Below are 20,645 nucleotides of genomic sequence, written 5' to 3'. Positions count from 1 at the left end.
GATCAGGTCCGACGGCGGTACAGCGCCACCGCCAGCGGCGCGAACACCGCGACCACCACCGCGCTGACCAGCAACGACACCGCCGACGCGGCCCCGGCCGGTGTGCCGTCGAGCAGCGCCCGCACCGCGTCGGCGGTCCGCGAGACCGGGTTGACCGCGACGAACCCCTGTAGCCAGCCGGGCATCGTCGTCGTCGGGACGAAGACCGAGCTCGCGAACGTCAGCGGCAACATGATCACCGCGGAGAGCCCCTGCACCGTGCGCGGCTCGCGGACGACCATCGCCAGCGCGGTGAAGACCCAGCAGAGCCCGAACGCGAACGCGACCACCAGCCCGAAGGCGCCCAGCACCCCGAGCACCCCGGCGCCGGTGCGGTAGCCGAGGACGAGGCCGAACATCAGCATGACGACGCCGGAGGTCACGTAGCGGACGAGGTCGGCGCCGATCGCGCCGATCAGCGGCGCCGCCCGGGAGATCGGGAGGCTGCGGAACCGGTCGAAGATCCCGGTCTTGAGGTCGTCGGCGAGCCCGGTGCCCGTCCCGGCCGAGGCGAACACGACGGTCTGGAGCAGCACGCCGGGCAGGGCGTACTGCAGGTAGTCGCCGCTGCCGCCCGCGATCGCGCCGCCGAAGACATACACGAACAGCAGCAGGAAGATCACCGGCTGCAGCGTGACGTCGATGAGCGCCTCCGGGGAGTGCACCGTCTTCGTGATCCCGCGCCGGGCGAGGGCGGCGCCGTGGCGCAGCGTCGAGGGCAGGCGCCGGGCACGGGTCTCCACGACGGGGGCCGTGCGCCGCGGTTCGAGGGTGATGGTCATGCGGCACCTCGGGTGGGCTCGGAGGCGGACTCGGTGGCTTCGCCGGTCAGGGACAGGAAGACGTCGTCGAGGCTGGGCAGCCGCAGGCCGATCTCGGCGACCGCGATGCCGGCGACGGCCAGCCGCTCCTCGACGCGGCGCAGCGCACCGGCGTCGGGGGTCGCGACGACGACCTCGCCGGACGGCTCGACCGTCGGTTCCACCCCGGTGTCCGACGCGACGATGGCCGCGACCAGCGCCGCCTCGCCCGGCGCCTCGGGGCGCACGTGCAGCCGCCGTCCGCCGGCGCGGGACTTCAGCTCGGCGGCGGTCCCGGAGGCGATCACCCGGCCCCGGTCCAGGACGACGAGGTCGTGCGCGAGCTGGTCGGCCTCCTCGAGGTACTGGGTGGTGAGCAGGACGCAGACGCCCAGCTCCGCGAGGCCGCGCACGGTCTCCCAGACCTCGTTGCGGTGCCGCGGGTCGAGCCCGGTGGTCGGCTCGTCGAGGAAGAGCACGTCCGGGCGCCCGACGAGGCTCGCGGCCAGGTCGAGGCGTCGTCGCATCCCGCCGGAGTAGGTGCGGACCCGGCGGCCGGCGGCCTCGACGAGGCCGAACTGCTCGACGAGCTCGTCGGCCCGGGCCCGGGCGTCGCGTCGGGTGAGGTCCAGGAGGCGGCCGATGAGGAAGAGGTTGTCGCGGCCGGAGAGGGCCTCGTCGACGGCGGCGTACTGGCCGGTGAGCCCGATCCGTCCCCGGACCGCGGCGGCGTCGGCGACGACGTCGTGGCCCAGCACCCGCGCCCGGCCCGCGCTGGGCGGGAGCAGGGTGGCGAGCATCCGGACGGTCGTGGTCTTGCCCGAGCCGTTCGGCCCGAGCAGGCCGAGCACCTGGCCGGGGTGGGCCTCGAAGGCGATGCCGTCGACGGCGCGGCCGTCGCCGAAGGTCCGGACGAGGTCGTCGACCTCGATGCTGGGTGCGTCTCTCACGACCGGCCCCCGCTCGTCGTCAGGAACTCGATGATCTGCTCAGGAGTGAGGTCCCCGACGGCCTGCGACGCCTCGGCGGACGCGGCGCTGCGGGGGAACAGGGCGTGCTCGTAGGCGGCCAGCGCCGCCTCGACGTCGCCGGGGTGCGCGGCGAGGGCCAGGGCGAGCTCGGCGCCGTCCTGCATGGCCAGGTTGGCGCCCTCGCCGTCGGGCGGGGCGAGGTGGGCGGCGTCGCCGAGCAGCGTCACCCCCGGCACCCGCTCCCACCGGTGCCCGACCGGAAGCGTGTGGAGGGGGCGCAGCACCGGCGTGACGTCGCTGTCGGTGATCAGCGCGGTGATCTCCGGGGCCCACCCCGCGAACTGGTCCGCGATGCGGGCGACGCCGGCGGGGTCGGCGAGGTCGACGTCGTCGAACCACTCCCGCGGGCGGGTCAGCGACACGTAGGCGTGCAGGGTCCCGGCCCGCTCGCAGTGGGCGCCGAGCCATAGCCCCTCGGCCCCGACGACGAACATCGAGCCGCCGCCGACGGCCCGCGCGGTGGCCGGGTGGCGGCGGTCGCTGTCGAGCAGCCAGGTCTCGACGAACGACATGCCGACGTACTCGGGCACGGCGGAGGACACCAACGGGCGGATCCGCGACCAGGCGCCGTCCGCGCCGACGACCAGGTCCGTCGTGACGCTGGTGCCGTCGGCGAAGGTCACCTCGTGCCGGCCGCCGCCGAGGGGACGTGCGTCGGTGACCTTCCGGCCCCACCGCACGGTGCCCTCGGGCAACGAGTCGAGCAGCAGGGCGCGCAGCTCGCTGCGCTGCACCTCGGGCCGGCTCCCGTTCCCGTCGTCGGGGCTGTCGGCCAGGACGGTGCCCGCGGTGTCGAGGAGCCGGTACTGCTGGCGGCCCTCGAGGATGAGGGTCTGGAACGGCTCGGTCAGGCCGGCGGCCGCGATGGCCGGCTGGCCGTTCTCCTCGTGGATGTCGAGCAGGCCGCCCTGTGCTCGTGCCGTGGGCGAGGACTCCGCCTCGTGGACCGTGACCGGGATGCCGTGCACGTGCAGGACGCGGGCCAGGACGAGACCCCCGAGACCGGCGCCGATGATCGTGACGGGTGCGGACATTCAGTACTCCCAGGTGTGGTGCCCGGCCGCCGGAGGTGGCGGCCTCGGTGCCGACGGTGCGCCGGGGCGCTGGCACGGCACCGGCATCGCGCTGGCACGGCGCTGATCCGGCAGCTCGGCACGAGGGGAAGGGGCCCTGGTAGACCGGCAGGCGTGATCGGCAGCGTCATCGACCCCGCGGCGCTCGAGCTGCCGGTACGCCCGGCGCTGCCGGACGTGCTCGCGGCGCTGGACACCCACGGCGCGGCGGTCCTGGTCGCGCCGCCCGGGACGGGGAAGACGACGCTCGTCCCGCTCGCGCTGGCCGGGGCGGTGGAAGGGCGGGTCCTCGTCGCCGAGCCGCGCCGGGTCGCCGTCCGGGCCGCCGCCGCGCGGATGGCGTCGCTGATGGGTGAGCGGGTGGGCGAACAGGTCGGGTACGCCGTGCGGGGCGAGCGGCATGTCGGCCCGCGAACCCGGGTCGAGGTGGTGACGACGGGGCTGCTGGTGGCGCGGCTGCAGCAGGACCCGGAGCTCGCCGGGGTCGACGCCGTCGTCCTCGACGAGTGCCACGAGCGCCACCTCGACACCGACCTGGCGCTGGCGTTCGCCGTCGACGCCCGAGCGCTGCGCCCCGACCTGCGCCTCCTCGCGACGTCGGCCACCGCGGCCGCCGACGAGCTCTCCGCCGCGCTCGACGGCCCCGTGATCACCGCGCCCGACCCGATGCATCCCGTCGACACCGTCTGGTGCCCGCCGCCGCGACCGGTGCCGCCGCCGCGCGGGATGCGGGTGGAGCCGGCGCTGCTCGACCACGTGGGCGCGGTGGTGCGCCGCGCGCTCGCCGAGGCGCCGGGCGACGTGCTGGTGTTCCTGCCCGGGCGGCGCGAGATCGACGAGGTGGCGCGGCGACTGGGCGGGACCGACGCCGAGGTGCTCGCGCTGCACGGCGGGCAGGACGCCGCGGTCCAGGACTCCGTGCTGGCCGGGGCGAGCGGAGCGACGGGGGACGGAAACGGGCCCGGGGGCACCCGGCGCGTCGTGCTCTCCACCGCCGTCGCCGAGACGAGCCTGACGGTGCCGGGGGTGCGGGTCGTCGTCGACGCCGGGCTGTCGCGGCAACCGTGGACCGATCACGCCCGCGGGCTCGACGCCCTGGTCACGGTGCTCGCGTCGCAGTCCTCGGCGACGCAGCGGGCCGGGCGCGCGGGCCGGGAGGCGCCCGGGGTGGCCTATCGCTGCTGGTCCGAGGCCGAGCACGCGCACCGCGACCGCGACGACGCCCCGGAGGTCGCGCACGCCGACCTCGCCGGGTTCGCGCTGGCGCTGGCCCGGTGGGGCACGCCGGACGGCGCGGGGCTCGCCCTGCTCGACCCGCCCCCGACGACGGCGTTCGCCGCGGCGCGAGCGGTGCTGCGCGGGCTCGATCTGACCTCCGACGACGCCGGAGCGATCACCGAGCGCGGCCGGGCGGTGGCCGTGGCCGGGGTGCACCCGCGGCTGGGCCGGGCGCTGCTCGACGGCGCCGCGGCGGTCGGCGCCCGGACGGCGGTCGAGGTGGTGGCGCTGCTCGCCGCCGAGGTGTCCGGCGGGTCGGACGACCTCGACGAGCGCTGGCGGGCGGCCCGCGCGACGAACGATCCCCGGTGGCGGGCGGAGGTCAGAAGGCTTCGCCATGTGAGTGGATGTGGTCGTCTGGACGACCACATCCACTCACCTGGCGACGTCGTCGCCCTGGCCTACCCGGACCGGCTGGCCCGGGCACGCGGCGCCGACTCCCGCGAGTACCTGACGACGGGCGGCACCGGCGTCGAGCTGTCCGCGACCTCGGCCCTGCGCGGCTCCCCGTGGCTCGCCGTCGCCGACGCCGTGCGCGGGCCCGGCGACCGGGTCGCGCGGGTCCGGCTGGCCGTCCCGATCGACGAGGACCTCGCCCGGGAGGCCGCGGCCGGCTGGTGGCACGACGACGAGGTGGTCGCCTGGGAGGACGGCGACGTCGTCGCCGAGCGCCGCGAGCGCCTCGGCGCCGTGATCCTCGCCCGCCGTCCGCTGACCCGTCCCGACCCGACGGCGGTCGCGGCCGCCGTCCGCGACGGGCTCACCACCGAGGGACTCGGCCTGCTCCGCTGGGACGACGCCGCCACCGCCCTGCGCGCCCGGCTCGCTTTCCTGCACGAGGCCCTCGGCGACCCGTGGCCCGCGGTCGACGACGCCACCCTGCTCGCCCGCGCCGACGAGTGGCTCGACCTCACCGGCGTCCGCCGCCGGGCCGACCTGCGCCGGGTGAAGGTCGCGACGGCGCTGCGCCACCTCGTTCCGTGGTCGGCGGCGTCCCGGCTCGACGAGCTCGCGCCCACGACCCTCACCACCCCGGGCGGGCGCACCGTCCGCGTCGACTACTCCGACCCGGCCGCCCCGGTGGTGGCCCTCAAGCTCCAGCACGCGTTCGGCTGGGAGCGCGCGCCGGTGCTGGCCGGCGTACCCGTCGTCGTGCACCTGCTCTCCCCGGCCGGGCGCCCGGCCGCGGTGACCGCCGACCTGGCGTCGTTCTGGGAGACCGGATACCCGCAGGTCCGTGCCGAGCTGCGGGGCCGCTACCCGAAGCACGCGTGGCCGGAGAAGCCCATGTGAACGAATTCGGTCGCCCTGGCGACCAGATCCGTTCACATGGGGGTGCCCTCCTCCGCCACCAGCCGGTCGAACCGCGCCGGGCACACGATCGTCAGCAGCCGCGCGGGCCCCTCGCCGATCACCGCCAACGCGTGCTCGACGTCGCGCGGCAGGAAGATCAGGTCCCCGGGCCCGGCCCGGAACGGGTCGTCGCCGCAGTACCCCTCGACCCGCCCGGCGAGCACGTGGAACATCTCGTCCTCGCCGTCGTGGGTGTGCGGCGGGACGACGAGCCCGGCCGGCGCCTCCTGCTCCATGACGCCGACGCGGCCCTCGGTGTCGCCGGCAGGGACCTTCATCGTGAACACCGCCCCGCCGAACGCGAAGCGCTCCCCCGCCCCGGCCGGCCGTACGAACCCGCTCATCGGACCTCCCGGGGGTCAGTGCTCGTGATCGTCCCCATGGTCGTCGACCTCGCGCAGCGCCGCCGCCCGCGCCGTCACCGTGGCCTCGTCGACCGTCCCGGACAGCATGTCCTCCAGCGCGGCGAGCCAGGCCTCCCAGTACGGCCGCGCTTCGACCTCCCCGACCCGCACGATCAGCCGCGACCGGAACTCCTCGTAGGTGAACCGCCCCGAATCCACGAGGGTCACGACGAGCCCGAACGCCCGGCTCTCCCACGGGGCGGCGAACACCAGCTCGCCGTTCGACCGCGGCGGCGCCGCGGGCCCGTCCATGTCCAGCGTCGTGCTCACAGCCGCGCCACCCCCACCATCGCGTCCCGCGTGACCAGGGGGGCCAGCTCATCGACGCCCAGCTCCTCGGTGCCGGCCGGACGTTGCGGGACGACGAGGTAGCGGACCTCCGCCGACGAGTCCCACACCTGGATCCCGACGTCGTCCGGCAGCGGACAACCCATCTCCGCCAGCACGGCCCGCGGCTCGCGCACCACCCGTGAGCGGTACGCCGGGTCCTTGTACCAGCTCGGCGGCAGTCCCAGCACCGGCCACGGGTAGCAGGAGCACAGCGTGCAGACGACGACGTGGTGGACCTCGTCGGTCTGCTCCAGCACCACCATGTGCTCGCCCTGCGGGCCGGAGAAGCCGAGGTCGGCGATGGCCGCGGTGGCGTCCTTGCGCAGCCACTCCAGGTACGACGGATCCGTCCACGCCGTCGCGACGACCCGCGCGCCGTTCATCGGCCCGACGTCGCGCTCGTAGCGCCCGATGAACCCGTCCATGACCGACGGGTCGACCAGCTCCCGCTCGACCAGCAACGACTCCAGCGCCGCGGTCCGCTCGGCGGGTGAGAGCCGCTCGGTCACGAGTCCTCCGTCCCAGTCACAGCAGCCAGGTAGCTGTCGAACAGGTCCGCGTGCAGCCGGAAGGGCTCGGCGTCGGGGCCCCAGAGCTCCGCCGAGTCGAACCCGACCGTGTAGACCTGCTGCGGGTTCTCGCCGACGAAGACCCCGTGGGTGTCGGGCAGGACGTGGGCCGGGCGGACCGCGGTCACCGTCCCCCGCCGTCGTCGCAGGTAGGCGGGCAGTTTCGACGGCCCGCGCGGGTGCACGTCGGCGGTGACGACGGCCTGCCCGACGGCGAGGCGGGGCGGGTCGGCGACCTCGCGCAGCGAGCCGGGGGCGCTCGGCGCGTACTCCGGTTTCCGGGGCTCGGGGAAGGCCGGTTCGGCGACGTCCTCGCCGCGGTCGCGCCGGACCCGCGTGTCCACCGCGCCCGGCGCGAGCACCGCGGACTCGACCAGCATCAGCTCGGCCGCGTTCAGCCAGCGCCCGTAGTAGCCGTCGGCGAGGTAGTCCAGCGGGCTGAGCCGTTCCAGCGCGTGCCGGAAGGCGTCGAGGTTCCGTCCGGAGATCCGCCCCATCGCCAGGACGGTCATCGCGAACGCGCGACCCTCCCACGGCTCGGCGAACGGCGGCTCGTCGGCCATCGGGCGCGACGCGGGCCCGTACCCGAGGACGCCGCCCATGTCGGCGATCGAGTCCATGGTCGACACCTCACCACCGGACGATTGCCAGGGTGTTGCCTCCTGACCTCAGCGGTGTGACGAGGGCGCGATGTCGCCCAGCTCGAACACCTTGCGCGCGGTCTCGCCGAGGATGTTGCGCTTTCCGTGCTCGGACACGAACGGCAGCGCGGCGATCCGGCCCGGGACGTCGAAGTCCCAGTGCGGCCAGTCGCTCGAGTACATCAGCGAGTTCTCGGCGTCGATGGCCTCGAGGGTGGCGGCGAGCAGCTTGTCGTCGGTCCATTCCATCGGCTGGCTCGTGTAGAACATCTCCCGCATGTAGTGCGACGGCGGGCGCGTGAGCAGCGGCGCGTCCGAGGAGCGCATGTAGTACTCGTGGTCGAGGCGCTGCATCATGAACGGCAGCCACGCCAGCCCGCTCTCGATCCAGATCGTCTTCAGGCCCGGGAAGCGCTCCGGGATCCCGTTGACGACCCAGTTCGTCATGTGCGTCATGTTGCAGGTCACGAAGCTCATGGCGTGGGCCGAGAGGAACCGGTTCATCGTCGAGGTCATGGTGTCGGCCTGGTTCGGGCCGGCGTGGAACCCGATCGGCAGCCCGCGCCGCTCCAGCTCGCGGTAGACCGGCATGTAGGCGTTGCGGTGCACGCCGGCATGGCGCTGGCTGGTGACGAGGAACCCGATGACGCCGGGGGTGTCCCCGAACTCCTCGATCGTGGCCAGGCACGCGTCCGGGTTCTCGAACGGCAGCCCGAGCATCGTCCGGATCCGCGGCTCGCGCGGGAGGATCTCCGTCGTGAACCAGCGGTTGTAGGCGGCCAGCAGGGCGGTCGCGACCTCGGGCTGCGGGTGCAGCCCGGTCTCGAGCATCGGCTGCGGGAAGACGACCTGCAGGTCGATGCTCATCGCGTCCATCGCCCGCCGGACGAGCGTGACGTCGCGGTCCGCACCCGTCGTCGCACCCGGGGTGTCCTCGCCGAGCGAGGCCTGGTGCGGGATCCGCCCCGAGACGTCCTGCATCGTCAGGCCGGGCGGGTGGTTGTGCAGCGCCAGGTGGGAGGCCTGCGGCCAGTTGCGCATCATCTGGTTCGCGGTGTCGCGCATGACCGGGCTGTCGAGGTAGGCGAGGATCTCCGGCCAGGAGTCGAGCTCGACGTGGTGCGAGTCGACGTCGACGATCAGGTAGTCGTCCAGCCCGTAGCGCTCGATGTCGCGGCGGGCGTTGGCGAGGATCTCCCGGGTGTCGGTGGCGGTGGTGATCTCCTGGGTGTCCAGGCGCCGCACGCTCGGGTCGGTCATGACGTACTCCTCGAGAACCACAGGGCGAGGTCGAACGGGTTCAGGTCGTGGCTGCGCAGCGCGGCCGTGGCCAGGGCGACGGCGTCGGTCGGGGTGGTGTCGCGACCGTCCGGCGGGTCGGCGCCCTCCTCGGCGGCGACGGCCCAGCAGCGGGCGGCGGTGCTGACCAGCCGCCGCGCGGTGGCCGGGTCGAGCGAGGCGATCGCGCCGTCGTCGAGCCCCTGCTCCACCTCGGCGGCGAGCGTCGTGACAAGCTCGTCGATGCGACGGGCCCGCTCGGTGTGCTCAGACGGCGACACGGATCCGGCCTCCGTCCTCGGCCACCGGGAACGACCGCAGCGCGAGGTCCGGGCGCCCCGGATGCCGACCCGTCGTCACGTCGTACTCGAAGCCGTGCCACGGGCAGACCATGTGCAGGACGTCCTCGTCGAAGCGCAGGCCGAGGCTGCGGCGCTCGTCGTCGAGCCGCTCCCGGACGCGGCTGACGATCCGGCCCTGGCACGCGGGCCCGCCCTGGTGCGCGCATCGGTTCTCCCACGCGTAGAGCCGGCCGCCGAAGCGGAACACCCCGACGGTCACCGGACCCGTCGGACCGCCGATCTCGACGACGAGCCGGCCGCGCTCGGGCACGTCGTCGGACGCGCCGACGTCGACGAGCCGTTCCGTGGTGGTCATCGGTCCACGGTGCTCCGGGTCGCTCCCCCGTGTCGAGCCGTTCCCGGTGCCCGTGATCGTCTTCCGTGTGAGACGGGTGGGCGAGGACCGAACGGTCCCTCACGGTCCTGACGATCACCCGACGACGACGGGTCAGGCCGGTTCCGCGCCGGCCGCGGCGATGACCGCGGTCAGGTCGGCGTGCAGCCGCATCAGCTCCTCCAGCGGCATGCCCAGGCGCTCGACGATGGCCGGCGGGATGCGCTCGGCGTCGGCGCGCAGTGCACGGCCCGCGTCGGTGAGCGTGACGGCGAGGGTGCGCTCGTTACCGGGGACCCGACGACGCTCGACGTAGCCCTGCGCCTCGAGGCGCTTGAGCAGCGGGGAGAGCGTGCCCGGGTCGAGCGCGAGCATCCCGGACAGCTCGGTGACCGACAGCGGCGACCGACCCCAGAGCGCGAGCATCACGAGGTACTGCGGGTGGGTCAGGCCCATCGGCTCGAGCAGCGGCCGGTAGAGCGCGATCACCGAGCGGGCCGCCACCGCCAGCGCGAAGCAGACCTGGTTCTCCAGCGCGAGCGGGTCGATCTCGTCTGTGGTCGCGGTCATGACGCGCACTCTACCCTTGGGGCGCATACTGTTGGTGCACAAAACGTTGGAGGAGGTGCGCCCGTGGTCCCGACGCCGCGACCGGGTCCGCTGTGGTGGCTCTGGTACGCCTACGGCGGCGGGCTGCCCGCGCGCTTCGCCCCGTGGGTCCTGCACGACACCACCTGCCGGACCTGGTGGGTGCGCCACGTCGCGCGGGTGGTCGTGCAGATCGCGCCGTTCGTGGCGGCGATCATCGTCTTCGTGCCGGGCCCGCTGTGGCTGCGGGTGATGAGCGCCCTGGGCGGCGCGATCATGGGAATGATCTTCGCGGTGGCCTACGTGCACGAGACGGCCGAGCACCGGCTGGTCAAGGCCGGGTATCCGCAGGGCACCGGCGTCGAGGCGCGGGCGGAGCGCACGCGGGAGAAGGACGAGGCAGCGGCGGCCCGCTATGCCGCCCGGTGGCGGTAGGTGCGCTTCGCGCTGGTGAGCACAAATTGACGCCAGGGCGTCAATTTGTGCTCACAGGCGCGGAGCGCACATAGCGGTCCAGCACCACGTTCACGACGCCGTCGTGATCACCCAGCGGCTCGGCCACCACGGCCGCCCCGGCGTCGGCGAGCCAGCGGTGGAACGCCCCGGGCGCGACCAGCCAGGTCAGCAGCGCGACCGGCCCGTCCTGCGCCGCGACCACGTCGGCCACCCGCGGTTCGCCGCCCGCGATGTAGCCCACGGGCACCGCCGTGCCGAGACGCTCGGCGAACAGCCCCGCGGCGGTGCGGAGGTCCGCCTGCGCGACCGGGTCCGTCGAGCCCGCGGCCGCCAGCACCACCGCCCGACCGTCCGCGCCGCCGGCCTCGTGCAGCCGCTCCACTGCCACCTCGACCAGCCCCGGGTCCGGCCCGAACGGGTCGGCGAGCGTCACGTCGTCGCGACCGATCTCCGCCAGCTGCCCCGGGACGTCGACCCGCACGTGGAACCCCGCCGCGAGGAACGCCGGCACCACGACGACGGGGCTGTCGAGTTCCGGCAGGACATCGGCCAACCGCGGCCGGGCGACCCCCGCGTAGGCGAGCCGGACCTCGACGCCGGGAAGTGCATCACGCAGCCGCAGCAGCAGCCGGCCCCAGGTGCCGCGACCGGCGGCGTCGCCGGTGCCGTGGGCGAGGACGACCAGTGCCGGCGGTCTCATCGTGCCGGGGTACCCGCTACATGCTCCTCGAGCCGCCGCACCATGGCGCCGAGCCGGAAGCGGTCGGGGGCGATCGACGGCACGTCCCGGCGGTCCAGGGGCGCCGCCGTCACCGGGCCCACGACGCACGCCAGCGCACCCGCACCGTCCGGTCCGCCGCGGAAGGACGCGAGCAGGTCCTCGGTCCGCCCGAGGCTCTCGGCGCGGTGCAGCAGCCCCTCGACGGCGGGCGCGCTGGTGAAGGTCACGGCGTCGACCGCGCGGCCCACGATCGCGTCGATGAGGGCGTCGACCGCGGGCAGGTCGGGCGGCGGTTCCCAGCGGTAGACGTGCACCTCGACGACGTCGGCGCCCGCCTCGCGCAGCGCGGTGAGGAAGGACGTCATCGGGTCGCCGTGCAGCTGGACCGCGATCCGCCGGCCCGCCAGGGGGCCCTCGCCGCCGGAGAGGAGGTGCTCGAGCACCTCCGGCGACGACTCGGTCGCCTCGGCCGCCCACGCCTCGCGCAGCCCGACCCCGCGGATCGCCCCGCGCGCCTTCGGCCCGCGGGCGAGGACGGCCGCGTCACCGAGGACGGCGCGCAGGTCCTCGCCGAGTCCCCACTCGTCGGCCACCTCGATCCAGCCGCGGAAGCCCTGGCCGGTGGTCGCGACGACGACGGCGGCCGGCTTCTCGAGCAGGGTGCGCGTGGTCGTGGCCAACTCGGTGTCGTCGGTGAGCGGGACGATGCGCATCGTCGCGCCGTGCAGCGTGGTGGCGCCGCGTCGGTGGAGCAGCTCGATCTGGTCGTCCGCGCGCCGGTCGGCGGTCACCCCGACCCGCACGCCCTCCAACGGCCCCACCTCCGACGTCATGCGCCTCCGACCTCGACCGTCCCGTCCACCACCCGGACAGGATAGGTCGCGACGGTGACCGTCGGGTCCTCGACGGCGGTTCCGGTGTCGAGCGCGAAGTGCTGTTTGAACAGCGGGGACGCGACGACGGGGGTGCCCGCGAGGTCGCCGACGATGCCGCGGGAGAGCACGGAGGCGCCGGAGAAGGGGTCGACGTTGTGCAGGGCGTAGAGGGCGTCGTCGTGGGTGCGGAACACCGCGACGGGTTCGCCGCCGACCAGCGCGCCGACGCCGCGTTCGCGCTGGAGCCGCTCGAGCGGGCAGATCGGGGTCCAGCCGTCGGCGGGCTCCGGGGTGGTGGGAACCCCCGGGTCCGGACGGGGGTCCTTGGCCTCGGCCCCGGCGGTGGTGCCCGCGGGGTGGAGACGGACGTCGGCCTGGGCGGTCATGCGGGGGCTCCCACGGGAATGGTCGGGCCGGCGATGGGAACGCTGGTGTCGAAGCCCAGGGCGCCGAGGTCGGTGGGTTGGCCGTCCTTCATGCCGGCCGGGACGCGGTGGCCGTGGTGGTCGACGAACTCGATCGTCGGGTCCGGGGTGCCGGGGGCGTTCACGAACGACGTGAACCGGGCGAGCTTGTCGTCGTCGTCGAGCACCGCGGCCCATTCGTCGGCGTAGCTGCGCACGTGGCGGGCCATCTGGGCGTCGAGTGAGGCGCAGATCCCCAGCGAGTCCTCCATGACCACGGCGTGGAGGTGCTCGATGCCGCCGTCGAGGGACTCGATCCACGGGGCGGTGCGCTGCAGCCGGTCGGCGGTGCGCACGTAGAACATCAGGAACCGGTCGATGGTGCGCACCAGCGTGGCGGTGTCCAGATCCGACGCGAGGAGTTCGGCGTGACGGGGGGTGAAGCCGCCGTTGCCGCCGACGTAGAGGTTCCAACCGGTCTCGGTCGCGATGATCCCGAAATCCTTCGAGCGGGCCTCGGCGCACTCCCGGGCGCAGCCACTGACGCCCGACTTGAGCTTGTGGGGGCTTCGCAGCCCCCGATAGCGGAGCTCGAGGGCGACGGCGAGCCCGACCGAGTCCTGCACGCCGTACCGGCACCAGTCCGTCCCGACACAGGACTTCACGGTGCGCAGGGCCTTGCCGTAGGCGTGCCCGGACTCGAACCCGGCATCGACGAGCCGGCGCCAGATGGCCGGGAGGTCGTCGAGGCGGGCGCCGAACATGTCGATGCGCTGCCCCCCGGTGATCTTGGTGTAGAGCCCGAAGTCCCGGGCGACTTCCCCGATCGCGATCAGACCGTCGCCGGTGACCTCGCCGCCGGGCAGCCGCGGCACGACCGAGTAGGTGCCGTTGCGTTGCATGTTGGCGAGGAAGTGGTCGTTGGTGTCCTGCAGCGTGGCCTGTTCGCCGTCGAGCACGTGCCCACCGGCGAGGGTGGCCAGCATGGAAGCCACCGCCGGTTTGCAGACATCGCAGCCGCGGCCGGTGCCGTACTCGGTGAGGATGTCGGAGAAGGTGGTCAGGCCGGTGGCCATCACGATCTCGTAGAGCTCCGCGCGGGACTGGCTGAAGTGCTCGCACAGCGCCTTGGACACCTCGACCCCACAGGACGCGAGGACTTTGCCGAGGGTGGGGACACACGAGCCGCAGGTGGTGCCGGCGCGGGTGCAGGCCTTCAACTGCGGGACGGTGGCCGCCTCGCCGCTGGTGATGGCATGCACCAGCGCGCCTTTGGTGACCGCGTTGCACGAGCAGATCTGCGCGCCGTCGGGCAGCGCGTCGATCCCCACCCCGACCGCGCCGTCGCCGGCCGGGGCGATCAGCGACATCGGATCGCCCGGGAGCTTCTCGCCGAGGAACCCGCGCAACGTCTCGTAGTTCGCCGCGTCCCCGACCAGCACCCCACCGAGCAGGGTCTGTGCGTCGTCGGAGACGACGAGCTTGGAATAGGTGCCCGCCACGGGATCATCGAGGCGGACCTCCAACGCGCCGGGGGTCGACGCGTGGGCGTCGCCGAAGCTGGCGACGTCCACCCCGAGCAGCTTGAGCTTGGTCGACATGTCCGCCTCGGTGAACCGGCCCTCGGCGTCATCCCCCGCCAACCGGCCCGCGACGACCTCGGCCATCGCATAGCCGGGCGCGACCAGGCCGTAGGTGCGGCCACGGACCGCGGCGACCTCCCCGATCGCCCACACGTGCTCGTCGGCCGTCCGGCAGCGCTCGTCGACCAGCACCCCGCCGCGCTCGCCGACCTCCAGGCCGACCTCGCGGGCCAACCCGTCCGCGGGGCGGATACCGGCGGAGAACACCACCACCGACGCGTCGAGTTCGAGGCCGTCCGAGAGCGTCACCGTCAGCCCACCGCGGTGATCCCGGGCGATCGAGGACGTGGACACCCCGGTGTGGATCCGCAGGCCCAGCTCGGAGACCAGCCGCGCCAGCAGCGCCCCGCCGGGCTCGTCGACCTGCACCGGCATCAATCGCGGCGCCATCTCCACCACATGCGGCGAGAGCCCCAGCCGGCGCAGCGCGTTCGCCGCCTCCAGCCCCAGCAACCCGCCCCCGACGACCACCCCGGAACGCCGGCCGGCACCCGCGCCCACCGTGGCCTGCTCGGCGGCTTCCCGCAACCCGTCCAGGTCATCGAGGGTGCGGTAGACGAACACCCCGTCGAGATCGCGGCCCGGCACCGGCGGCACGAACGGCACCGATCCCGTCGCCAGCACGAGCTCGTCGTAGGCCACCGACCGGCCCTTCCGAGTCGTCACCACCCGGCGATCCCGGTCGACGGCGACGGCGGGGTCGTCCAGGTGGAGTTCGACCAGCGAGTCCGCGTGGAACCCGTCGTCGGCCAACGCCAGGTCGTCCTCGCTCGCTTCTCCCACATACGAGGACAGCGCCACCCGGTCGTACGCCGGACGCGATTCCTCAGCGAGAACGACCACTCGCCACGCGCCTCCGGAATCGCGACGACGCAACGACTCGACGAACCGATGACCGACCATTCCATGACCGACCACGACGACAGTGCGGGGTTGCACGAGGCTCCTTTCGACAGGTGGCCTTCGGCCTCGTGAGCACTCATTGGCGCCATAGCGACGATGAGTGCTCACGAGCGCGAAACGCACCTACACGGACGCGTAGCTGACCGTCGAACCCGTCTTCGGGTCGGTGGCCGCCTTCGAGTTCCGCATGTAGACGAGGTAGGTCACGATGAAGCAGACGGCGTAGAAGGCCACGAAGGACCAGAACGCCGGGGTGCCGCTCTTGGCCACCTGGAACGACTGCCGGAAGGCCAGGTTGATGAGCAGGCCACCGAAGGCGCCGATCGCGCCGGCGATGCCGATCACCGCGCCGGAGACCCGCCGGGCCCAGAGCAGGGCCGCGGTCTCGTCCCGGCCCCGGGACTCCGACGCCGCCAGCGCCTTCGTCCGGAAGATCGCCGGGATCATCTTGTACACCGAGCCGTTGCCGATGCCGGACGTGATGAACAGCAGCACGAAGCCGATGACGAACAGCGGGAGCGACTTGATCGACGACGCCCCGATGCAGATCAGGGCGCTGACGGCCATCGCCACGAAGTTCCAGAAGGAGACCTTCGTGCCGCCGATCCGGTCGGAGAGCATCCCGCCGAGCGGGCGCACCAGCGATCCCAGCAGCGGGCCGATGAACGTGATGGCGGCCGCCTGCAGCGGGGTGCGGCCGAACTGGTTCTGCAGCACCAGGCCGAACGCGAAGCTGTAGCCGATGAACGACCCGAAGGTGCCGATGTAGAGGAACGAGATGATCCAGGTCTGCGCGTCCTTCGCCGCCTCGGCCAGTGCCCCGGAGTCGTTGCGGACCGTCGAGAGGTTGTCCATGAACAGCACCGCGCAGACCAGCGCGATCACGATCAGCGGGATGTAGACGGCGAGCACGATCCGCGGCGCGCCGGTCCCGGCCGTGGCGATGACCAGCAGGCCGACCAGCTGGATGACCGCGACGCCCAGGTTGCCGCCACCGGCGTTGAGCCCGAGCGCCTTGCCCTTCTCCTTCTCGGGGAAGAACGCGTTGATGTTCGTCATCGACGAGGCGAAGTTCCCACCGCCGACGCCGGCGATCGCCGCCACGATCATGAAGGTCGTGTACGAGGTGCCGGGGTGCATGACGATGGCGAGGAGGATCGACGGGATCAGGAGCAGTGCCGCCGAGATGATCGTCCAGTTGCGGCCGCCGAACACCGCGACCGCCATCGAATAGGGCAGGCGCAGGACGGAACCGACCAGCGTCGGCATCGACACCAGGAAGAACTTGCCCGCGGTGTCGATGTGGTACGCGTCGCCCATGAACAGCGTGAGCACCGCGAACAGCGACCAGATCGAGAACCCGATGTGCTCGGAGAACACCGAGAACCACAGGTTCCGGTTCGCGATCTTCTTTCCGGTGCTCTCCCAGAACCCCTGGTCCTCAGGGCGCCAGTCGTCGATCCAGCGCCCCCCGCGGGTCCCGGAGGCCCCTGACGGTTCTGCGGCCACGCTCATCTGCCTTCGCCCTCTCGTCGTCCGGGGGCGCGTCCGTTCGGACGATCCCTGATCCGGGGCAGACGGTAGGAATCGGGCGCTACACGCTGATGACTGCGTGTTTCAGGGACGTGACGGAGCGAGAGGGCGGCATGAATCCCGGGTGGGGGATCGCCTCAGAACTGCTCGGTGACCACCCGGGCCGCGTGCTCGAGCCCGCGCAGCGACTCCTTGGTGCAGGCCGGGTGCTGGGCGTGCACGGCGAGCCGGAACAGCAGGCCGTGCAGCAGCATCTGCGGCCACTGCACGAGGTGGGACCAGCGGGTGACGATCCCGGCGTCCGCCCCGCCCCAGGCCAGGGCGTCCACGACGACGACGGCCGCGGCCCATTCGACGGGCCGCCAGAACGGCACGATGTCGAGCACCGCGGGCGGCGCCTGCTCGGTGGTGGGGCCGTCGGGCCCGTCCGGTCCGTCGAAGAGCACGGTGCCGAACAGGTCGCCGTGCACCAGCTGCGAGGGGACCGGCAGCTTCAGGCGGCGCCGCGCGAGCTCGGCGAACAGGTCGCCGCCGGTCTCGGCGTCGAGGGACACCGTGCGCTCGCCGAAGGCCATCCGGTCCGCGCGGGCGAGGATGTCGTCCCGGTCGTCGACGAAGCGGGGACGCGCGATCTTCGCGGTGGCGCGGTGCAGCCGCAGCGAGACCGCGACGACGTCGTCGTGGCGCGGCCGGACCTGGCCCGCGACGTCGTGGCAGGCGGCCCAGCCCGACACCACGCGGCGGCCGTCGGACGCGCGCACCGGGCGGGCAACCCGGACGCCGTCGACGCCGGAGCCGGAGAGCTCCTCCGCCGTGGCGGCCGACCAGGCGGCCAGCACCGTGTCGGAGACCGGGCGCAGCAGCACGCCGTCGCAGGTCCAGGCCGGTCCGGGGAGGTGGGGGCGTGGTCGTGGTTCCGCCTCGCGCACCCCGAACGCGGTCCGCACGTGCAGCGGCGGGCCCTCGGGCTCGCCGCCCGCGGCGGGCTGCTGCACCCGGGAGTCCTGAGGTGGGGCGGCGGTCACGCTCCGCACGCTACCCCCGGACCGGTCGAGTCAGTCCGACGCCGCGGCGGCGTGTCGAGCGTGTGTCACCAGACCTTGTAGGGCAGGAACTTCCCGCTCCAGGTCAGCTTGACGCGGTCGCCCTTCGGGTCGGGTTCGCGCTCGAACTCCAGCGAGAAGTCGATGGCGCTCATGATGCCGTCGCCGAACTCCTCGCGGATGAGCTCGTGCAGCGCGGTGCCGTACACCTGCAGGGCCTCCTGCAGGCGGTAGGTGACCGGCTCGGTGGGGTCGAGCGCGGACTCCCCGCGCACCGGCGGGAGCGAGAGCGCGACGACGACGTCGTCCTCCAGCCCGAGGACCCCACCCACCTTCTGTGCCTGCTCCGCGGACAGCGGCTGCTGTCCCAGCAACGCCGACGTCGTCCACACCAGGGAGCGCTCGAGGGCGTCCGCGAGCTGCTGCCAGCTCATGCCCTTCGCGTCCTTGGCCGCGACGATCGCGCGGCCGGCCTCCAGTCGGTCGTACGTGTCCGGCATCTGCACTCTCCTGATCAGCGGGGTCGGTGGTCGTCAGCGGACCTCGTCGTCCACCCGGTGTAGTACCCGGTTCAACCGGTCGAGCCACCACGACGCCCGGTCCGGGGACGCGAGCGACGGCGCGAGGGTCGTGGGATCCGGCCGCGGCGGTGCGGTCGGGACCGGCAGCGACCCGCCGTCGGGAACATACGGCGCCGCGACGGTGTCCGCCGCCAGCAGGCTCGTCGTGGCCAGCCCGCACGCGTGCGGCAGCGCCGGCAGCGCGCCCGCGAGCGCCAGCCCGGCGGCGAGCCCGACCGAGCTCTCCACGGCCGAGGACACCACGCACGGCAGCCCGATCGCCTCGGCGATCCGCAGCGAGGCGGCGACCCCGCCCAGCGGCGCGACCTTGACGACGGCGACGTCGGCGGCCTCGGCCGCGACCACCAGCATCGGGTCCTCGGCGCGACGGATCGACTCGTCGGCGGCGATCGGGACGTCGACCCGGCGTCGTACGGCGGCGAGCTCGTCCACCGTCGCGCAGGGCTGTTCCACGTACTCCAGCCCGCCCGCGGCGCGATCCAGCGTGGTGACCGCCGCGACGGCGGCCTCGACGTCCCACCCGCCGTTGGCGTCGACCCGCACCCGCCCGCCGGGGCCGAGGGCGTCCCGGACGGCCTCGACGCGGGCGAGGTCCGCGGCCAGCGAGGCGGCGGGGTCGGCGCCCGGCTCGGCGACCTTCACCTTGGCGGTGCCCGCACCGGACGCGGCGACGACGCGGTGCGCGTCGGCCGGCCCGACGGCGGGCACGGTGGCGTTGACCGGGATCTCGTGACGCACCGGGGTCGCCCAGTCGGCACCGATCACGCCGGCCGACTCCAGCGCGCACCGCAGCCAGGGCACCGCCTCCTCGTCGTCGTACTCGACGAAGGGGCAGAACTCGCCCCAGGGCGCGTCCGATCCGGCGTCGGCGCGGCGCAGCAGCAGCGTCTCGCGCACCGTGATGCCGCGGAACCGCGTCCGCATCGGCAGCGCGACGACGACCGCCTCGAGGGGGAGGCCGTGGGGTCCGGTGACGCTCGCGAGCGGGCCGGATCGGGCGGGGGCCGCCGCCCCGCTCGGTGTCACATCCACCGTGCCTACCGTAGAGACATGAACGATCCCTCCGGCCGACCCGTGGAGGTCGTCACCACCGACGGCTCCGCGCGGGCGGCCCGCGAGCTCGCCGCACGCCTGATCACGGCCAGCACCGGAGCGGGGCCCGCGGTACTGCCGACCGGCCCCGGCGACCCGAGCCCGCGCGCGGCCCTCGTCGAACCGGTGCACGCCGGGGTCGCGGCGGTCGTGACGACGTCCGGGTCGACCGGCGTCCCCAAGGCGGTCCTGCTCTCCGGCTCGGCGCTCGCGGCGTCGGCGGCGGCGACGTCGGCCCGGCTCGGCGGCGAGGGACGGTGGCTGCTCGCGCTGCCCGCCCACCACGTCGCGGGCATCCAGGTCCTGTTGCGCTCGGCGCGCGCGGGGACGCCCGCCGCGGTGATGGACCTGCAGGAGGGCTTCCGCCCGGACGCGTTCGCTACGGCGCTCGAGACGGCGGCGGGCGACGGCGGCGGGGCGGTGAGCCGGACGTCGCTGGTGCCGACGCAGTTGCGCCGGCTGCTCGACGACGCCGACGGGTCGGGGTCCGGTGCGGGCCTCGACGCGCTGCGGTCGCTGGAGGCGGTGCTGCTCGGCGGGGCGGCCGCCGATCCCGTGCTGCTCGAGCGCGCCCGTGCGGCCGGCGTCCGGGTGGTCACGACGTACGGCATGAGCGAGACCTGCGGCGGCTGCGTCTACGACGGGGTGGCGCTCGACGGCGTCAGCGTGGAGTTCGACGACGTCGATCCGTCCGGCGCCGGACGGGTCGTGCTGGGCGGGTCCACTGTCGCCGAGGGCTACCGCGGCGCGGACGAGACCGCGGCGGCCGACTTCCTGCCGGCCCGCCGCTTCCGCACCTCCGACCTGGGCCGGCTCGGCCCGGACGGGCGGCTCGAGATCCTCGGCCGGGCCGACGACGTCATCGTCACCGGCGGGGAGAAGGTCGCGCCCACCGCCGTCGAGCGGGCCCTGCTCGCGGTGCCCGGGGTCCGCGAGGCGTGCGTGGTCGGCGTGCCCGACGACGAGTGGGGTGCCCGGGTCGTGGCGGTGGTGGCCGGCGGGGACGGCGGTGCGCTCGACGGCGACGCGGTGCGCGACCAGGTCGCGGCCGGGCTCTCGAGCCAGGGCCTCGGCCGGGCGGCGCCGCGCAGCGTGCGGGTGCTGGACGCCCTGCCGGTGCACGGCATCGGGAAGCCGGACCGCGCGGCCGTGCGGGCGCTCTTCGCCGGCTGAGCGGACCCGGCCGTCCTGAGATCCAGGCCACGCCGCCGGAAACACCGTCGTCACACGCTCGTAGCCGGTGGCGACGACCGTCGTGGTGGGATCACTGCCTTGCCGTCGGTCGGCCACCAGACCCCGCGGCGTCCCGCGCTCCTTCACCCACGACGGGCGCGC

General features: G+C 74.0%; 22 protein-coding genes. 3 read left to right on the top strand and 19 right to left on the bottom strand.

Annotated elements, in window-relative coordinates; genetic code table 11:
- Positions 1–2: 2 nt before the first annotated feature.
- Genes LQ327_RS13540 through LQ327_RS13530 form a run of 3 tightly spaced genes read right to left on the bottom strand, consistent with a single transcriptional unit; the run spans position 3 to position 2,904 of the window.
- Positions 3–821 carry an ABC transporter permease gene (locus LQ327_RS13540; RefSeq protein ID WP_230734336.1) on the bottom strand — a complete coding sequence of 273 codons (819 nt, stop codon included), beginning with the start codon at positions 819–821 and terminating at the stop codon, positions 3–5.
- Positions 818–1,789: an ATP-binding cassette domain-containing protein gene (locus LQ327_RS13535; protein WP_230734334.1), complete on the bottom strand. Its 972-nt coding sequence runs from the start codon at positions 1,787–1,789 to the stop codon at positions 818–820. Before LQ327_RS13535 ends, LQ327_RS13540 begins: the two co-directional genes overlap by 4 nt.
- Positions 1,786–2,904: an FAD-dependent oxidoreductase gene (locus LQ327_RS13530; RefSeq protein ID WP_230734333.1), complete on the bottom strand. Its 1,119-nt coding sequence runs from the start codon at positions 2,902–2,904 to the stop codon at positions 1,786–1,788. The genes LQ327_RS13535 and LQ327_RS13530 overlap by 4 nt, the downstream gene beginning before the upstream one ends.
- A gap of 153 nt (positions 2,905–3,057) precedes the next feature.
- Here LQ327_RS13530 and hrpB point away from each other — a divergent pair, with 153 nt between their 5' ends.
- A complete protein-coding gene (hrpB, locus tag LQ327_RS13525) occupies positions 3,058–5,514 on the top strand; it encodes an ATP-dependent helicase HrpB (protein WP_230734330.1) in 2,457 nt (818 codons plus the stop codon).
- A 32-nt stretch (positions 5,515–5,546) separates the two neighbouring features.
- Here the strand turns inward: hrpB and LQ327_RS13520 are convergent, their stop codons facing one another.
- The 8 genes from LQ327_RS13520 to LQ327_RS13485 form a co-directional block, all read right to left on the bottom strand.
- Positions 5,547–5,918, bottom strand: a complete 372-nt coding sequence (locus LQ327_RS13520) for a cupin domain-containing protein (protein WP_230734328.1) — start codon at positions 5,916–5,918, stop codon at positions 5,547–5,549.
- A 15-nt stretch (positions 5,919–5,933) separates the two neighbouring features.
- Positions 5,934–6,248, bottom strand: a complete 315-nt coding sequence (locus tag LQ327_RS13515) for a nitrile hydratase accessory protein (protein ID WP_230734326.1) — start codon at positions 6,246–6,248, stop codon at positions 5,934–5,936.
- Entirely contained in the window at positions 6,245–6,817 is a 573-nt protein-coding gene (nthA, locus tag LQ327_RS13510) for a nitrile hydratase subunit alpha (protein ID WP_230734324.1), read from the bottom strand. Before nthA ends, LQ327_RS13515 begins: the two co-directional genes overlap by 4 nt.
- Entirely contained in the window at positions 6,814–7,497 is a 684-nt protein-coding gene (gene nthB, locus LQ327_RS13505) for a nitrile hydratase subunit beta (protein ID WP_230734322.1), read from the bottom strand. The genes nthA and nthB overlap by 4 nt, the downstream gene beginning before the upstream one ends.
- A gap of 48 nt (positions 7,498–7,545) precedes the next feature.
- The gene (locus tag LQ327_RS13500; RefSeq protein ID WP_230734320.1) at positions 7,546–8,778 is read right to left on the bottom strand and encodes an amidohydrolase family protein; all 1,233 of its coding nucleotides are present in this window, start codon (positions 8,776–8,778) and stop codon (positions 7,546–7,548) included.
- Complete coding sequence (locus tag LQ327_RS13495; RefSeq protein ID WP_230734318.1) at positions 8,775–9,077, bottom strand: hypothetical protein; 303 nt, start codon at positions 9,075–9,077, stop codon at positions 8,775–8,777. Before LQ327_RS13495 ends, LQ327_RS13500 begins: the two co-directional genes overlap by 4 nt.
- Positions 9,064–9,453, bottom strand: a complete 390-nt coding sequence (locus LQ327_RS13490; protein ID WP_230734316.1) for a Rieske (2Fe-2S) protein — start codon at positions 9,451–9,453, stop codon at positions 9,064–9,066. The genes LQ327_RS13495 and LQ327_RS13490 overlap by 14 nt, the downstream gene beginning before the upstream one ends.
- Before the next feature lie 132 nt (positions 9,454–9,585).
- Positions 9,586–10,041: a MarR family winged helix-turn-helix transcriptional regulator gene (locus tag LQ327_RS13485; protein ID WP_230734314.1), complete on the bottom strand. Its 456-nt coding sequence runs from the start codon at positions 10,039–10,041 to the stop codon at positions 9,586–9,588.
- 63 nt (positions 10,042–10,104) lie between these two features.
- Here LQ327_RS13485 and LQ327_RS13480 point away from each other — a divergent pair, with 63 nt between their 5' ends.
- Positions 10,105–10,494, top strand: coding sequence for a DUF5313 family protein (locus tag LQ327_RS13480; protein ID WP_230734312.1), 390 nt, complete (start codon positions 10,105–10,107; stop codon positions 10,492–10,494).
- A 40-nt stretch (positions 10,495–10,534) separates the two neighbouring features.
- Here the strand turns inward: LQ327_RS13480 and LQ327_RS13475 are convergent, their stop codons facing one another.
- The 8 genes from LQ327_RS13475 to LQ327_RS13440 form a co-directional block, all read right to left on the bottom strand.
- On the bottom strand, positions 10,535–11,215 hold the full coding sequence (locus LQ327_RS13475; protein WP_230734310.1) for a sirohydrochlorin chelatase: 681 nt from the start codon (positions 11,213–11,215) through the stop codon (positions 10,535–10,537).
- Positions 11,212–12,069: a uroporphyrinogen-III synthase gene (locus LQ327_RS13470; RefSeq protein ID WP_230734308.1), complete on the bottom strand. Its 858-nt coding sequence runs from the start codon at positions 12,067–12,069 to the stop codon at positions 11,212–11,214. The genes LQ327_RS13475 and LQ327_RS13470 overlap by 4 nt, the downstream gene beginning before the upstream one ends.
- The gene (gene nirD / locus LQ327_RS13465; protein WP_230734306.1) at positions 12,066–12,497 is read right to left on the bottom strand and encodes a nitrite reductase small subunit NirD; all 432 of its coding nucleotides are present in this window, start codon (positions 12,495–12,497) and stop codon (positions 12,066–12,068) included. Before nirD ends, LQ327_RS13470 begins: the two co-directional genes overlap by 4 nt.
- The gene (gene nirB / locus LQ327_RS13460; RefSeq protein WP_308286306.1) at positions 12,494–15,097 is read right to left on the bottom strand and encodes a nitrite reductase large subunit NirB; all 2,604 of its coding nucleotides are present in this window, start codon (positions 15,095–15,097) and stop codon (positions 12,494–12,496) included. Before nirB ends, nirD begins: the two co-directional genes overlap by 4 nt.
- A gap of 87 nt (positions 15,098–15,184) precedes the next feature.
- Entirely contained in the window at positions 15,185–16,576 is a 1,392-nt protein-coding gene (locus LQ327_RS13455) for a nitrate/nitrite transporter (RefSeq protein ID WP_230734304.1), read from the bottom strand.
- Between the two features lie 155 nt (positions 16,577–16,731).
- Positions 16,732–17,541 (bottom strand): TIGR02569 family protein, encoded by an 810-nt coding sequence (locus tag LQ327_RS13450; protein WP_372460681.1) that lies wholly within the window; start codon positions 17,539–17,541, stop codon positions 16,732–16,734.
- Positions 17,542–17,684: 143 nt separating this feature from the next.
- The gene (gene cynS, locus LQ327_RS13445; RefSeq protein WP_230734300.1) at positions 17,685–18,137 is read right to left on the bottom strand and encodes a cyanase; all 453 of its coding nucleotides are present in this window, start codon (positions 18,135–18,137) and stop codon (positions 17,685–17,687) included.
- 33 nt (positions 18,138–18,170) lie between these two features.
- Positions 18,171–19,244, bottom strand: coding sequence for an o-succinylbenzoate synthase (locus LQ327_RS13440; RefSeq protein ID WP_372460680.1), 1,074 nt, complete (start codon positions 19,242–19,244; stop codon positions 18,171–18,173).
- 24 nt (positions 19,245–19,268) lie between these two features.
- Between LQ327_RS13440 and menE the strand changes: the two genes are divergently transcribed.
- Complete coding sequence (gene menE / locus LQ327_RS13435; RefSeq protein ID WP_230734298.1) at positions 19,269–20,483, top strand: o-succinylbenzoate--CoA ligase; 1,215 nt, start codon at positions 19,269–19,271, stop codon at positions 20,481–20,483.
- Positions 20,484–20,645 lie beyond the last annotated feature (162 nt).

Source organism: Actinomycetospora endophytica (assembly GCF_021026375.1).
Lineage (GTDB): Bacteria > Actinomycetota > Actinomycetes > Mycobacteriales > Pseudonocardiaceae > Actinomycetospora > Actinomycetospora endophytica.
This window is presented reverse-complemented; position numbering and strand designations above follow the sequence as displayed.